We start from the raw sequence: 15762 nt of genomic DNA on the forward strand, positions 1-15762 counted from the left end.
TAAAATCAACAACTATAAAAGCGAAATGTGAAATTCAAAGCTGGGAAAAAAATTCTATATATTTCCTTTTCTAGATATTTACCTGCCTGTTTGGTTAATTTTGTCTTTATTTTTATGGGCTAAAAATTTCATTTCAAACAGCCATCAATGCTCTACACGGTCTATCCGATGCTTATAGTAACTGCATTCACAGCGTTGCCTTATTCCATGCTAATCCTATGCACCCATAACAAAATATCTGGCAACGATGAGTTATATGGCATTTTTTGGTTTTTGTTGGCATTGCTAAGCGCAAAACTCTCACTCGCGCACATCAGTTATAGTGGTTTGTCTATCATGATCATATGAACCACAGTCGCTATGCCGATTTATTTCTTTTATCAAGATAAAAAACCACTTCATTCAATTCGCCATTTGCACCAGATTAATCATTGGTTGTATTCGTCTTTAACGCTAAGATAAAGACTGGAATAATTTAAAATTCATTGCAGTGTTGATCCAATATGAAATATAGAAAAACACGTGCAAGAAAGGATGAAGCAAAACATGGCATTATTCGCAGTTATCGGTTTAGGTAGTTTTGGTTCGACCATTGCAACCCAGCTGGTGAGCTTAAATCACGATGTGATTGGGATGGATAACAACAAAAGAAATGTTGAAAGCATTTCAGATCAAATCACCCATGCTGTGATTGCAGATGCCACCGATGAACATGTATTGAAAGAACTCAACATTCAAAATTGTGAAGCTGTTGTAGTTGCGATTGGTGAAGACATAGAGGCCAGTATCTTATGTGTCCTGCATCTAAAAAACATGGGCATGAACAAGATTTGGGCCAAGGCTAAATCCAAAGCCCACCACATGATTCTTACCCATCTTGGGGTAGATAAAATCATTCATCCAGAAGAAGATATGGGCACCCGCGTGGCCCAGTCTTTAAGCTACCCGATGGTCAGTCGTTATATGGGTCTGGAAGACAATCACTTCATCGTTAAAATCGAAATTAAGACAAGTCTGCACGGTAAACATTTTAATCATTTAATGGAGCACGTTACAGAAATTAAAACGCTCTTGTTTAAACGCGGTAATCAAATTCTGTTTACTATTGATCCCAATTTAATTCTGCAAGAAGGTGATATTTTAGTAGTGGAAGGTGAACTTGAGCCTTTACGAAAACTGTCTGCCCGGTTTAAATAAAATATGAATCAAGCAAAAAACAGCAAGTCCCAAAACGTCAATTTAAGCCCTCCCAGTTTACTTGCCTTTGGGTTCTTAAGTTTTATCTTCGCCGGCACCTTATTGCTTAAACTTCCCATTTCCCATCACGGGGAATTAAGCTGGCTCAATGCACTGTTTACCGCAACCTCTGCTGTGACCATTACCGGACTTTCTGTAGTCAATGTCGGAGAGGCTTTTACCACCTTTGGTCAAGTGGTGATTATGATTTTGCTGCAGGTGGGTGGCTTGGGTTTTATGACATTTGCCATCCTTGCTGCACTTAGCCTGTCTTCCAACATCAGATTAAAACAGCAAATGATGGCGCAGGAAACCATTGGTCAAACCAGTCTGGCCAAAGTCTCTTTCACCCTTAAAGGCGTGCTTTTATATTCGTTATTTTTTGAAGCTGTTGGTACGGTTATTCTCACCCTTGCCTGGATGCAGGAATATGATTTCGCTCACGCATTTTTTTATGCCGCTTTTTATAGTGTTTCTGCCTTTAACAACGGCGGGTTTTCCCTTTTTCCGAACAGCTTGATGAGTTTTGCAGACCATTACTTGATTACCCTTACAATCAGCATGCTCTACATTATTGGTGGCATTGGCTTTGTGGTACTGATGGATATTAAACGTAACCATCGCTGGAAGAAATTAAGTACCAATAGCAAATTAATACTCTCGACCATTGCAGGATTAAATCTGGCTGCCTTTATCGTGATTTGGATATTAGAAGCCAATAATCCGCTGACACTTTCCAGCATGAGTGTAGGCGATCAGGCTCTAAATGCCTGGTTCCATGCCACTGTTCCGCGATCCGCGGGTTTTAACAGCCTAGATGTGTCCAGCATGACCGATGCCTCTACCCTAGTGACCATGATCTTGATGTTTATTGGCGGAGGTTCCTTAAGTACTGCAGGTGGCATTAAAGTCGGTACCTTTATTATTGTGGTTTTAAGTGTCATTACTTTTTTACGCCGTTCCGAAGAATTGCGAATCTTTAACCACTCCGTTCCCAAGACCACCTCATTTAAAGCTTTAGCCGTCGTTTCAATTACAGCCATATTAATCTTTCTTGGATTTTTCGCCCTGCTCATTTTGGAACCAGAAAAAGACTTTCTGGATTTGCTCTTTGAAGCGGTTTCAGCCGCCTGTACTGTAGGCTTATCCCGTGGCGTGACCAGTGAACTGCAACCGGCAAGCTTGATTGCATTAATCTTACTGATGTTTGCTGGCCGTTTAGGACCGCTTACCTTAGCCTACCTGATAGCCACGCCTAAGAAGAGCCGCTTGAAACATCCTCCGGCAGATATTCAAATTGGTTAATTGCTGTTAATTTTCGATATAAAAAACCACTCAATCGAGTGGTTTTTTTATGATGCATGAATAAATTTTAATACCAATTCATCAACGACACACCTAGACCCACATAGGTGGCACGGTGGTTATAATCAATCAGACTTTCACCATAACCGTCAAACAACTGGAAGTGTCCACGCAGCTTACCGCTAATTGGGAATGCCCAATCAAACTGGGCTGCACCATGGGCATCATCACCGCCTTTAAGCGAATGACGCAGCATCAGTGAAAATTCATGATCATTTTTTCGGTAGAATGCAGTTAAATCACCACGACCGATGTAGTTTTTAATATCCGGGTTATTATCGTCTTTGGTATCTTCTTCAATGCGATACCACGGACGCACCATCAAGGCAAAGTTGTCGCGCTCAAAACCAAGATTCAGCATCACGCGGTTCCAGCTACGCGATAAAGGATCTGCACGGCCATTGGACTGGTGGTTAAAGGTCAAACCCAGCAAGCGTGCATTTAAACCCAATATTTCATAGTTGGTGCGGAAAATCAGGCTGGCTTCAGGTTCATAGTTGGTTTCACGAAAAGGACGCGATTCATCCGCATTGTAAACTTGCCAGCGTGATGATTGCGTATAACCAAACCAGATATCACCATTATCACCAAACAGGTTTTCGACCGCTTTGGTTTTTAATGACAACTGGAATTTCGCTTCCATCGATTTCAGATTCTGGTCATCACCCACGAGTACGGTATTATTTTCATTCGGGCTGGAAGGACGTTCATTTTTATCAGACGTCCAGAAACCTGGCATCAGATAAACCGGTTGATGCGCACGAATATTCCAGGTACCAAGTTTACTGTCAGAAGACAATTCCCAGCGCTTATCCAGCAAAGAACTATTCGGGTCTATTTTCGGGCCCTCAGCAGCAAATACGCTACTGACCCCATTGCTGATTTTTTCTTTGATTGTTTCTGGTTCAGTCGGCTTAGGCGCAATTTCATTTGCTGCCTGGCGTTCAGAAAGCAGCGGTGTTTTATCAGCCTCAGCAACTTTAAACAAAGTATCGTAACAAGCCAACCGATCTGCATTGGATTCTAATGCCACACACGCTTCAGGACTGGCGGGTGTAATTAAAGATTCCGGATTTACTGCATTTACATTCGTCACATACAACGAACCGAGCATGATTATGCTCAGGTGCAAAGTAGTGCGTTCAACGCTTTTGAACGCCATTTAACATTACCTCAGATGAGGGGCTATTGACACTTCATCTATGCTTTGCGACCACGCATGTTTTTTTAGCGCATAGCAGATACAGAGCAGAACATTGAGTCATTCTAAATGACTGCTTCGTATGAAATAGCAGCAAAAAACTATGCTCTAGCTATAAAACTACAGGCTGAAATTTACTCATATTTCGCTATAAAACTTTAAAAATAGTCTCGCTATTCTCTTGGTTTCATGCTTTAAGACCTATACGTCTCATGCTCAATTTTAGCCTACAGCGCAAACCATTTATGAAATATCAACCGCCCTTAGCTTTTAGTTTACTTGTTTGATATCAAAGCCAAGTTCAAGCAAGGCATCTCGTTTTGCAACGGGTGCAACCACAGCTTTCACTGGTTTTTGATTAACCAGATATTGTTCTGCAACTCGTTTTAAATCATCCAAAGTCACTGCGAGTAAACGTGCACGCAATTGTTTTCGAACTGCGGGCGTACGTGCATGCAATAAAGCATAGCAAGCACTAATCGCTTCACCTGCAGGAGAACCCGGTTTATCCATGCTCGCAACCAAGCCCAAAATTGCTTCTTCAAGTTGATGCTCTAGATGATCGGTATTCAACAACCAGTCAATACTTGCTTCAAAGTCTTTAAATGTTTCTGCCAAGCGTGGATCACGGTAGCTATAGAAACGGAACGAACATGCATTGCCGTCATAACTTGCGCCACCACCGTAAGCCCCACCTTTTTCACGAATCGCACTATGCAAGAAGCCATTACGCAAATATGCAGCCAAGACCATTAAAGGTGCTGCATCCGGATGAGAGACTTCTACAGCAGCATAAGCTGAAGCGCAAAACTGAACATTGGCCTGAATTAACCATGCTTCGTCTTTATTGCTATTTTCTGTGAAAATTGTCGTTAATTCCACTGGGGTTTTATCAACGGCCAACTTATCCCAAACCTCTTGAATTTCTTCAATCAGACGATCTGACTGATGCTCTTCACACACCAGCAAGAATTGTTTCGGCGCTTGTAAAAGTAGACGATGAATGGCTTTTAATTCTGCAATTAACGCGTCATACGCAGCTTCATCATTTTCAATTTTAGTCACCAGTTCAGTTAACCAGTTCAGTGCACCCAAGCCGGTATTTTGATAATCGCGCTGCGCCAAAGCACTGCAATTACGTGATGCAATTTGCATCGCATAACTATGACCTGAACCTGAAATACGTGATTGCCAACGTGTTTTACGTTGTTGCAATAATTCAATAATGCGGTCTTTTTCATCAAAACGCAGTTGTTCAAATGCCAACTTCAATATGCGGATCGCTTCAAAATTATTCACCAACGATTTGGTAGTCAAGGTCAACCATGCGCTGATTTTATTTTTGTCATCTACTTTTGAACGTAAAGATGCACCCATCCCAACGCCACCGCTGACTGCGGTTTGCAGTTGCTGAAGCTCAAGATAATCGTACTCGCCTGCACCGACTTCGCCCAACAAAACAGACAGCAAGTTGAAATATGGCGATTGCACCACTTCATCCGGAATTTTCACCGTCACTTGTTGATAGTAAATACCATTGGTACCGGCATGGTACAAATTCAAAGGTATATCGTGATTATTACTGATGATTTCACGCAATTGACCTTGCACAATATGCAGATCAGCAGGCACGTCTTCCAGTCCCACTTTTGGCAACAAGTTCATGTCATCCGGCGTATCTTGACGAACTTTTAAGGCTTCAGTTTGTTTGATAATTTCATCTTTTTGCTCATCAGTCAGTTTGGCACCAATTTCAGCCAAACGGGCTTTTTCTGCTTCAGCTTCCTTCGCAGATTTAGTTGCATCAGGTACTAAAGTCATTTGCACACGATGTGGATTATCAAGCAAATGTTCTTGAATCAGATTCGACAGCCACATCGGGTCTTTGAGTTCTTCTTTGACTTGCTCAATCGCGGTATCCACGTCCCAAACATGAATCGGGTCACTGTGATGAATCACGCTGCCCAAACCATTTAAAATCAGGCTTAAACCATACGGCATGCCATCGCCATTGATTTCACGCTGATGCAATTCAATCTGATGCAAAATGGCATCGACCATTGCAGAGTCAACCGGTTTAGAGGCAATCTCTTGCAGAATTTTGAACACACCTTGTTTAAATTCTTGCGCATGTTCAGGATTTGAACCCTGCACGCCACAGAAGAAAGTCATTTCAAAGTTTGAATCATCTACACCCATAAGTGGACCGGTAGATTGTGCATAATCACAGGTTTCGAGGTAATGAAGTAAGGGCGAAGCAGAATCTTCAAGCAAAATTCCCTCAACCAGACGCATGCCTAAGCGCAGTTTAATATCGCTCGCTTCAGGTAATAACCATGAAATCACGTGATAAGTTTTATCTGTTAAATCTTCAGCATCTACAGCATAGGTTTCTGTGACTTCAACCGGTGCAGTTAAACGGGTTTCAGGTGTTGAGTGCAGCGTTTGACCTTTCTCAAACTTAGACAAGGCCAAAGTTTCAAATTGTTCTTGCAAGTGATAGGCAGATTCATTACCAAATGTCATAAATACTGCATTACTTGGATGGTAATGTGACTTATAGAAATTAACTAACTCTGGGTAAGTTAAATCTGGAATATCTTTAGGATCACCACCTGAATTGTAATGATAGGTGGTTTTCGGGAATAAATGATGCGCTAATTGATGATACAGCTGATCTGAAGGAGAGCTCATGGCCCCTTTCATTTCATTAAACACCACGCCTTTATAAACCGGCTGACCGTCTTCAAGCTCGATACGAATACCTTCCTGGGCAAAGTCCAGCTCGTTTAAATTCGCAGCAAAAGCAGCATCTAAATACACTTCCAGCAAGTTTTGGAAGTCTTTCTTGTTTTGCGTTGCAAATGGATAGGCCGTCCAGTCCGCCGAGGTAAACGCATTCATAAAAGTATTCAGTGAACGACGAATCATCAGGAAGAATGGGTCACGAACAGGGAATTTTTCAGAACCACAGAGTGCGGTATGTTCTAAAATGTGCGCCTCACCTTTTGAATCCATCGGTTGAGTACGGAACGCCACCAGAAAGACATTTTCGTCCAGATCGCTTGCAAGGTGATAATGCGTTGCGCCCGTCACTTTATGTTTATATTCAGACACAAAAACGTCTAAGGCCTCAACATGGTGTTGACGTATCAACTGAAACGCGGGATGAACAGTTTGGGTAATGGTTTCAGTGACATCTACAGTCATGTGATCTCCTCATGTATACATATTTATCAGATGTTGTGATTATACCTGAATCTTCAACTATATGGATTCGTACAGTTACGAATTTCCTAGCATTTCAGTCCAGTTTCTATTCCTTTCTTTTTTAATCAAAATTGGCATAATTTTCAATGCAAAAAACAGCAACTGATTGCGATTTTTTTAAATCAGATCCAAAAATATTTTTATGGGTAAAGAGGTATAGCGCCCAAATCAATAAAATCAGACTAACGCAAAGGACAATCCCACCGATATATCCGATTGCCTAGTGGCTGACCATTATAAATATGGTCATTAAGTTTTAGAAGGGATTTGAATAACCAGTAAACCGATAAAGAATGCCGCGAAAATAAAGGTACTAATCAGGGATCGCAAATTTAAAGACCTCAATACTGCATCATCTCCTGTTTCACCAAAGATTATGGCAAAAATTTGAGTCATCCAAAAAAGTGAGGTTATTTGAGAAACTTTAGAAATGTGAGCGGCAATATTTTGTTATTGATTCATCAGTCTGACTCAAGCGAGATCTTTACTGAGATATTCAACTGATACACTTAACTCAAGATTAAAATTTAAAGCTTTTTTTTGATTTTATGGAATCTAATTAAAACAATTAAACACTCGTCCGTGAAATTTAAAAGTGAAGGTAGCTCATGACGCTGCTGAGTCTATATACACCCCCACAGCATCATGACCAAATGTAATCATTAACCAGAACAGAAACTAGAGCAGATATTTGAAGTAACTATAATTCGGATGGTTTTCAACACACACATAATTTTGTTTTTGATAAAAATTTGCTGCAGATTTTGTGTCTGTATTTAGACATAGTGCAGAAAAATTTGCGCGGGCATTTTTTTCCAGATGCTGCAAAAGCTGTTTACCGACACCATGCTTACGATATTTCGGCAATACATAAAAACGACGTACACGACCAATACGAGCATCAATTTCGTTTTCATTCCACTGCTGATTTAAGCCACCACAGGCGATCAGTTTCTCATCATCATAAACAAAAAGAAGAAATTCCCCGGGTTGATCAAACCTGTTTTTACCACTTTCATACTCTTCAATCAATTGATCAATAAGCTGGAATCCTTCTTTCTGAGCTTGCTTGGCTAATTCTGTGATTTGTGCAGGTAATTGTTCAGCTTTTGCAATCGTGATATTCATCTAACCTTCCTAATCCTTTCCTATAGTGCATTTTGTACGAGCATCAGTCATATATTGAATTTTATTCATCAATCTACAGCAATCATGAGCATTGGTGTAAACTTAGCGTTTTATTTTGAAATGTGAATGAAAGACATGACAACTGTTGATCTTTTTGCAATTGGTAATGCATTAATCGACCAAGAATTTAAAGTCTCTGACGATTTCCTGATTCAACAAAATTTGCAAAAAGGCACTATGCAGTTGACTGATGGTGAAACACAAGCAAATTTATATAATAATTTAAAAGAAACGCAAGTATACAAAGGTCAAGCATCAGGCGGATCTGCTGCAAATACCACCGTTGCTTTTAGTGCTTTAGGCAGTAAGGCATTTTATGGATGCCGTGTCGGCAATGACGAACTTGGCCGCATTTACCTTAAAGGCTTAAATGAAGCCGGCATTCAAACCACTGAAAAATCTGTCAGTGAAGGTGTAACCGGTACCTGTATGGTCCTGGTCAGCCCTGACTCTGAACGTACCATGCATACTTTCCTGGGTATTACTGCAGAACTCAGCGAAGCGCAAATCAATTTTGAACCTTTAAAAACAGCAAAATGGCTGTATATTGAAGGTTATTTATCGACCAGTGATACTGCACGTAAAGCAGTTAAACAGGCACGTGAAATTGCCAAAGCCAATGGGGTAAAAATTGCATTAACTTTATCAGATCCGGCGATGGTGCAATATGCGCGTCAAGGTTTGGATGAATTGCTTGATAATGGCGTGGATTTATTGCTGTGTAACCAGCATGAAGCCTTAATGTATACAGAAACTGATTCAATTGAAGCTGCATTGGCTAAATTGCAATTAAAAAGCAAATACACTGTCATTACATTATCTGCAGAAGGTGCTTTAATTTCTGATTCAGAGCAAACTTTTAAAGTTCCAGGTCGTGCGGTCACAGCAGTCGATGCCAATGGTGCCGGTGATGCCTTTGCGGGTGCTTTCCTGTATGCATTAAATGCAGGCTTAAGCCTTAAAACTGCTGCTGAATTGGCGATTTTGATTTCAAGTGAAGTCGTTTCCCAATTTGGTCCACGCCTGAGTGTAGAAAATTACGCCGAATTATTAAACAACTTCCAAAAGGAATGTGCATAATGATTAAAATTGCGATGACGGAAGAAATTCCTGAACGTGAAGCGCGTTCATATGAAACGCCGGATGGTGATACCATTTTCATTACCCAGCGTGATGGTACATTTTATGCCTATCAGAATGTCTGTCCACACTTGCAGGTCGAACTGGAATTTCTAGAAAACCAGTTCCTGGACCGCGATCAGGAATATATCGAATGCTCTACACACGGAGCACTATTTCTGGTTGAAACCGGTGAATGTATTTCTGGCCCTTGCCAGGGACAATCGCTTGAAAAAGTAGAGATTGATGTGCATTCTGATGGTGGAATCTACCTCAACGAAGAATAAATAGAATACACCCTACTGGAATCTTGCCATGCTTGAGTTTTTACAGAACTATGACTTAATCCCGTTTCATTTAAGTTTATTGGCTTTAGTTTTGCTCAGCATGGCAGAGACCATCGGCTATTACTTTAATATTCGACCTACGCAATATCTAAAGAAACTGTCTCCAAAGAAAATCTCTGAATCACCTTTGCTGAATGTTAAATTTTCTAAAACACTGATTGTGGTGTTTTTACTGATGAACTTCAGCTTTTCTGGGTACTTTCTTCAGCTTTGTGTTTATACCCAGCAACAGGAATTTCTGCCCGCGTTTTATTTGGTGATTCCTGCACTCATCATTGCAATCTTCTTCACTGTATTTATGATTCATTGTCTTGATCAAGTCATTAAACCTAGGCTCACCAGACAACAGGTGAGTTTGCTTGGACGTCTAGCCACAATATCAAGTGGCAATGCTCGTCCAGGCTTTTCTGCTCAGGCTCGGGTGAGAGATAGCTTCGGTCAATTGCATTATGTTCAGGTTGAGCCAGAATTTGGTGAACTCGAATTCCAGTCACAGATTATTTTAATCCGCTTAAAAAAGTCACACTATATTGCTAAAAAAATATCCAAATCCAATTCGCTCTTTAGCATGGAAAATCATCAATGACATTTAAGTCTTTTGGTTATAAGTTATTTAGGTTATAGGTTATTAGATTAATAACCATCAAAATTAAGTTTTGATATAAAAAGACCAGTCAAGTCAGCAACTCAACCGGTCTTAAAAGCGACAACATTAACGTTTAAGGAAGCCAGAAATCAAGTTCATGACTTGTTGAATATCTGCATTGGCTTCTTGTTTATTGGTTTGTTCACCTTGTGGGGTCAAGGAATCGATAATCTGCGGTAAAACCTTTGAAATCGCACCATAAATATCTTGCTTAGGCACTTGGGTTTCCTGAGCAACCTGTTCCACTTCCTGCTCATCAAACAAGCTTTGAACCTGTTGCTGATCCACACTGGCATTTTCACCCGGGCCTGTAGACACCCAGTCATCGACCTGTTTATTTAAGCCCATGCCTTTTAACTTATCCAAAGCACCTTGTATACCGCCTTGCTTTTGAATCCATGCCAGAACCAATGGCAATACGGCAATGAGTAAAGTTTTTGTGCCTCCACCGCCTAAACCGCCAGTTTGCTGCCTTGGCTGATTTTGTTGCGTGCCACTCAGATGCCCCAATACGGATCCTAAAATTCCGCCTAAACCGCCTTGTTGATGTTGCTGAGATTGCTGGTTAGGTTGAGATTGCTGGTTGGTTTGAGATTGTTGCTGCGTATTGTTACCGCCCAACTGCCCCAACACCGAAGCTAAAATCCCACCCAAACCGCCTTGTTGCGGTTGTTGTTGATGTTGGGATTGGGAGTGGGATTGATTTTGCTGGTTGCCGCCCAAAGCCTGTTTAGCCAGTATTTCTACAATATTACTCAGGTTTGTCATCGTATCGTCCTTTTATTGGCTTAAGAAAAGCATACGATGCTTTCAAATCCTGCAATGAGGGCAAATTGTTAAGTTTTGCAAGATTTGGAAAAGAAATAAAGGCTTGAGTTTTACCAGCGGAATTTATTCCAGTTTTCCGGGTTCGCCCAAAACTTGGAATTAAACCAGTCCGGCACATGCTTATAGGTCAGAATATTAAATTGCCACAAAGCAAAATCGCTATCGTGCTGGGTTTTATCAATCAGTTGGGTAAACCCTAACGAACGTAATAACTTCTCATCCTGCAATTGGCTGACCACCACAATGCGTTTCGCCATCAAATCACGTAATTTGACCAGCAATTGCGATTTTTGAATATTTGAAATCTCGAGTAATTCTGGTGAATTAAGTAATACTAAACCCAAGTCATATCGCTGTGTAAAAGGCAGACTTAAAAACTCAGTTACGGTAAAATAGTGCCATTGAATTGATTGATTGTTGTCGTATTGTGCAAGATTCTGGCCAATACACAATGCAGTTTGAATAGGCTGTTCCTTAGATAAATCGTCTAGCATTGAAGCAATGACATTTTGTTCAGCCATAACTGCATCCTTATTATTTGAGAGAGTATTTCATGGAACTACAAGGCATTTGCCATAAAATGCATGCCGGTCTAAAGGACCCTATTGTAACTGATCAACAGACCTGTAAGGCAAATGTAGAATATAAATTTGTGCTGGATCGCGCTGAAATCGACCTTCCATTTACTTTGGGACAAGAAGTCGAAATCGAATGGACAGGCAATATTTATTGTGTTTCATGCGGCAGTAAAACGCCCAAATCCTATGCGCAAGGCCACTGTTTTAAATGTTTTAAAACCCAAGCCTCATGCGATATGTGCATTATGAAGCCTGAGACCTGCCACTATCATCTGGGCACTTGTCGCCAAGATAGTTTTGCGCGTGAAGTCTGTTTCCAGCCGCATATTGTTTATCTGGCCAACTCCAGCGCATTAAAAGTAGGCATTACCCGTCAGGGACAAATGCCGACACGCTGGCTCGATCAAGGTGCAACCCAAGCCCTTCCGATTATGAAAGTGGGTTCCCGCCGTCTATCAGGCCAACTGGAAATCATGTTTGGAACACAAGTTGCAGATAAAACCGATTGGCGCAAACTGCTCAAAGGTGAAGCTGAGCCACTCAATTTGATTGAAGTTCGCGAGCAACTGATTGAAGAATTTGCTCCGAAAATTCAAACCATTCGTGATGAATTTAGTCAAAACCTCGAATTCAATGAAACCATTGAAGTGTTGGAAGATGAGCTTCCACGTGAGTTTGTTTACCCGGTCGATGAATATCCTGAAAAAATCAAATCACATAATCTGGACAAAACTCCGATTATTCGTGGCAAATTATTTGGGATTAAAGGTCAATACCTGATCTTGGATACTGGCGTGATTAATATTCGCAAATACTCAGGCTATGAACTTAAGCTACGTGCTGAATAGAAGTTTATTTAGCCCATAAAAAAACCTGCATCAATGCAGGTTTTTTTATTTCATAGAGAATTATTTAATTTTCGCATGTGCTTTTAAATATTCAGTGTAATCATCCAGTTCTTGTTGACCACGCAGCTGCTGGTACAACTTGGATAATTCATTCAACTGCTCATCAGTTAAAGCATTAGCTGTAGTCTTGTTTACATTCGACACGGCCACAACCACCAGCTCATTTGGCAATGAAGCTGTGGTGACTGACCACATGCCTGCTTTCGGTGCTGGAACACTGAATGCTGCACGTTCAATCTCACGCTTCAAACCTTGTGAACGGGTAAATACACCGGCACTTTCAAATGCGATGTTGCTTTGCGCCAAAACAGTTGCAGCAGGTTGCGATTTAAAGCCATTTAATGCAGTTTGAATTTTCGCTTTGGCAGCATCAATTGCTTTTTGTTCAATAAGTTTAGCTTTTACACGAGGCGTTGCCTCTGCCAAAGTTTGCACACCGGCAGCATGGTAATTACGTACTTTCACCCAAACGGTATCGCCATTGGCTAACTGGATACTGCTTGAGGCATTACGATCCCCATTTTTCACATCATCATTAAACAGCTTAACTTTTACATTCGCATCGCTCAGTACAGGATGTTGAGTCGCTAAAGTCATGCCTTTGATCGATTGAACAGTTACACCTTTCACTTCTTGTGCAACCACATCCAGTGCATCACTACCAATAACCATTTCATTCAGACCATTTACCGTATCTGAAAAGGCATTTGCATATTTGTTCTTTTGCAATTCCGCCAGCAAACGTGGTTTTTCAGTTTCGAATGAAGGAAGCTTAATAGAAGGCGCTTCTGTTTCAATTAAATGATAACCATATTGGGTTTTAACCGGAGCGGAGACTTGCGCTGATTTTAAAGAAGCCACAGCCTGGTCAAATGCATCACCAAATACACCTTTGGCATATGCGTCTACTACACCGCCTTTAGCTTTAGATTCAGTATCATCTGAATATTGTGCAGCTGCTTGAGCAAAGCTCATCCCCGCTTTAATTTTCGCAGCGACATCATTGGCCAATTTTTTCGCCTCTGCATCTGAACGCGTATCTGCTGCAATTAAAATATGCTTCACTAACGGTTTAGCATCTTTCTTTTGCGCCTCTACAAATGTTGCATAGGCTTGCTGTAATTCTGCCTCTGTCACTTGCGTATTCGCAGGCGCAATATTCGCTGGTGTCAATACCACATAATCCACATCCACGCTTGCAACTTGTTTAAATGAATTTTGATGCTTGTTGTAGTAAGACGCAATTTCTTGAGGAGTTACCTTTACATTTTTCTTATAGTCATCCAGTTTAATGCTTGCAAGATGCAATGTACGTTGTTCAGTTTGCAAATTCGCAATCTGTTCAATATCCAGTTTGCTCACCAAAGCATAATCCATAAATGTTGAAGTCAACATTTTTAAGGCATGGTCTTGACGCAAATTGGCAATTAGGGCTTGACTGGTCATCCCCACTGAACGCAAATAATTTGAATACAAGCTTTCAGAAAATTTACCGTTTTCTTGAAAACTCGGTTGTTGTGCAACCATCTGCTCAATCTGTGCATCACTTAAGGAGATACCCAGCTCTTCTGCTTGTTGCAATAACAAGGTACGAGCCACCAATGTATCCATCGCTTTATTTTGAATAAAAGATTGATTCAATAAGGTTTCGTCACCATTGGCATAAGCCAGATACTGTTCTTTAAATGTTTTGGTCAGTGTTTCTAGTTCTTTTTTAGAAATTTCTTGGCCATTGACTAATTTTGCTGTGTCTTCTGACTTCCCGCCACTAAAATATCCTTCAATACCTACAAGTGCTAAAGGGGTCAAAAACAATACAAGCAAAACTTTGCCTAACCAACCCTTAATAACTTTACGAAAAGATTCCATAAGTATTCCAATATTTTATTTGTGAGGGATTTTACCCGAAAACCCACAATGAATGAATGCGTTCAACTCGTAAATCGCCATTATTAATAAAAAAACGCGCCTAAGTCGGCGCGTTTATCGGCTTTAAAAAAGATTAAGCAACAGAATCTTTTAAACCTTTACCAGCTTTGAAGCTAGGAACCTTGCTTGCTTTAATTTCTAAAGCTGCACCAGTCTGTGGATTACGACCAGTACGTGCTGCACGTTCTTTTACGTTGAATGTACCAAAACCAACAAGTGTTACAGTATCACCAGATTTAAGTGCTTCAGTAATTGAAGCAATTGTCGCATCTAAGGCTTTACCTGCATCAGTCTTAGACAATCCCCCTTTCTCTGCAATTGCATCGATTAATTCTGATTTATTCATGAAGATTACGTCCTCTTAATATCGTTTATTTAAGGTCTAAGGATTCCATAACACCTTTATAGCAATGGTTCAGGGCAAAACGCAATACTCCGGATATCAATTTCTGCAAAATAAATGCGAAAAAAATTGTTGAAAAATGAAGAAAAAGCAAAATTGTTTCATTTTTTTACAATTTGCGCTTTTAAAAGCTTGTTTTCTTCAACCAAAAAATCGACCTTGCTATGTAGTTGTAATATGAGACTTTCTAAATGCTGAAGATCTTTTACCGTCACCAAACCAATCCGGTTTAAAGAATGGTTCACACTATGGTCAATCAGCTTCTCAACTTTATCTTTGGTGTCAGTAACTGACTCCCGGGCTTTCTCTGAGACTTTTTCTACAGTTTGATCAGCAATTTCCGTAGTTTTAGACTCCAGTTCCTCACCAACTTTGACTAAAGAGTCAAATAATTTATTTCCTTCTTCTTCTGCACGTGAAAAAGCACCTAAACCAGCCAGCCAGATTTGCTGAGTGTATTTACGGAAATCCAGCCCGGACTTACGCCCTACACGTAGTTTATTCTTTGTTTTATCAGTATTTTTCTCTAGTTGCTGTTCATCATCTTGATCTTTTATTTGCTTATCCATTCCTTCCTTCTCCTGGTTGTTTTATGTACTGCCAAACAAATTTATCCATAAAATACACTGATAATAGCAAATTAAATACTTGATCGATTTGCTAAACTGTTCTACAAAGCAAGATTATTATGTATTTGGTTTAAAGTCCTGAAACATATTTAACGAGCTAGGATGCTCTATTTCA

15 protein-coding genes are annotated in these 15762 nt (G+C 40.4%); 6 read left to right on the top strand and 9 right to left on the bottom strand.

All coding sequences use genetic code 11. The annotated features are described in order from the left end of the window. The first annotated feature begins 546 nt into the window (after positions 1–546). Together E0H81_RS08900 and E0H81_RS08905 are read left to right on the top strand one after the other, a co-directional pair. The gene (locus E0H81_RS08900; protein WP_131318275.1) at positions 547–1197 is read left to right on the top strand and encodes a potassium channel family protein; all 651 of its coding nucleotides are present in this window, start codon (positions 547–549) and stop codon (positions 1195–1197) included. Positions 1198–1200: 3 nt separating this feature from the next. Next, a complete protein-coding gene (locus tag E0H81_RS08905) occupies positions 1201–2541 on the top strand; it encodes a TrkH family potassium uptake protein (RefSeq protein WP_131318277.1) in 1341 nt (446 codons plus the stop codon). A gap of 67 nt (positions 2542–2608) precedes the next feature. Here E0H81_RS08905 and E0H81_RS08910 read toward each other — a convergent pair whose 3' ends face one another. The 4 genes from E0H81_RS08910 to E0H81_RS08925 form a co-directional block, all read right to left on the bottom strand. Beyond that, entirely contained in the window at positions 2609–3763 is a 1155-nt protein-coding gene (locus E0H81_RS08910) for a phospholipase A (protein ID WP_131318279.1), read from the bottom strand. A 309-nt stretch (positions 3764–4072) separates the two neighbouring features. Next, entirely contained in the window at positions 4073–7012 is a 2940-nt protein-coding gene (locus E0H81_RS08915; protein WP_131318281.1) for an insulinase family protein, read from the bottom strand. Between the two features lie 309 nt (positions 7013–7321). Beyond that, positions 7322–7468 carry a hypothetical protein gene (locus E0H81_RS16405; protein WP_131318283.1) on the bottom strand — a complete coding sequence of 49 codons (147 nt, stop codon included), beginning with the start codon at positions 7466–7468 and terminating at the stop codon, positions 7322–7324. Between the two features lie 282 nt (positions 7469–7750). Continuing rightward, positions 7751–8200 carry a GNAT family N-acetyltransferase gene (locus E0H81_RS08925; protein WP_131318285.1) on the bottom strand — a complete coding sequence of 150 codons (450 nt, stop codon included), beginning with the start codon at positions 8198–8200 and terminating at the stop codon, positions 7751–7753. Between the two features lie 135 nt (positions 8201–8335). Here E0H81_RS08925 and E0H81_RS08930 point away from each other — a divergent pair, with 135 nt between their 5' ends. Genes E0H81_RS08930 through E0H81_RS08940 form a run of 3 tightly spaced genes read left to right on the top strand, consistent with a single transcriptional unit; the run spans position 8336 to position 10312 of the window. Continuing rightward, complete coding sequence (locus tag E0H81_RS08930; RefSeq protein ID WP_131318362.1) at positions 8336–9340, top strand: adenosine kinase; 1005 nt, start codon at positions 8336–8338, stop codon at positions 9338–9340. A gap of 14 nt (positions 9341–9354) precedes the next feature. Further along, positions 9355–9666: a Rieske (2Fe-2S) protein gene (locus tag E0H81_RS08935; RefSeq protein WP_171458589.1), complete on the top strand. Its 312-nt coding sequence runs from the start codon at positions 9355–9357 to the stop codon at positions 9664–9666. Positions 9667–9694: 28 nt separating this feature from the next. Continuing rightward, entirely contained in the window at positions 9695–10312 is a 618-nt protein-coding gene (locus tag E0H81_RS08940; protein WP_131318289.1) for an OB-fold-containig protein, read from the top strand. Positions 10313–10438: 126 nt separating this feature from the next. Here E0H81_RS08940 and E0H81_RS08945 read toward each other — a convergent pair whose 3' ends face one another. Then, a complete protein-coding gene (locus tag E0H81_RS08945; protein ID WP_131318291.1) occupies positions 10439–11140 on the bottom strand; it encodes a YidB family protein in 702 nt (233 codons plus the stop codon). Between the two features lie 110 nt (positions 11141–11250). Then, complete coding sequence (locus E0H81_RS08950) at positions 11251–11721, bottom strand: DUF6231 family protein (protein WP_131318293.1); 471 nt, start codon at positions 11719–11721, stop codon at positions 11251–11253. A 32-nt stretch (positions 11722–11753) separates the two neighbouring features. Between E0H81_RS08950 and E0H81_RS08955 the strand changes: the two genes are divergently transcribed. Then, positions 11754–12626: a DUF2797 domain-containing protein gene (locus E0H81_RS08955; protein ID WP_131318295.1), complete on the top strand. Its 873-nt coding sequence runs from the start codon at positions 11754–11756 to the stop codon at positions 12624–12626. A gap of 60 nt (positions 12627–12686) precedes the next feature. On the opposite strand, the gene E0H81_RS08960 is transcribed toward E0H81_RS08955, so the two are convergent. From E0H81_RS08960 to E0H81_RS08970, 3 genes are all read right to left on the bottom strand, one after another. Next, on the bottom strand, positions 12687–14555 hold the full coding sequence (locus tag E0H81_RS08960) for a SurA N-terminal domain-containing protein (protein WP_131318297.1): 1869 nt from the start codon (positions 14553–14555) through the stop codon (positions 12687–12689). Positions 14556–14688: 133 nt separating this feature from the next. Further along, a complete protein-coding gene (locus tag E0H81_RS08965) occupies positions 14689–14961 on the bottom strand; it encodes an HU family DNA-binding protein (RefSeq protein ID WP_004651791.1) in 273 nt (90 codons plus the stop codon). A gap of 158 nt (positions 14962–15119) precedes the next feature. Next, positions 15120–15587, bottom strand: coding sequence for a phasin family protein (locus E0H81_RS08970; protein ID WP_131318299.1), 468 nt, complete (start codon positions 15585–15587; stop codon positions 15120–15122). Positions 15588–15762: the final 175 nt, after the last annotated feature.

The sequence above is a fragment of the Acinetobacter terrestris genome (genome assembly GCF_004331155.1).
Classification (GTDB): domain Bacteria; phylum Pseudomonadota; class Gammaproteobacteria; order Pseudomonadales; family Moraxellaceae; genus Acinetobacter; species Acinetobacter terrestris.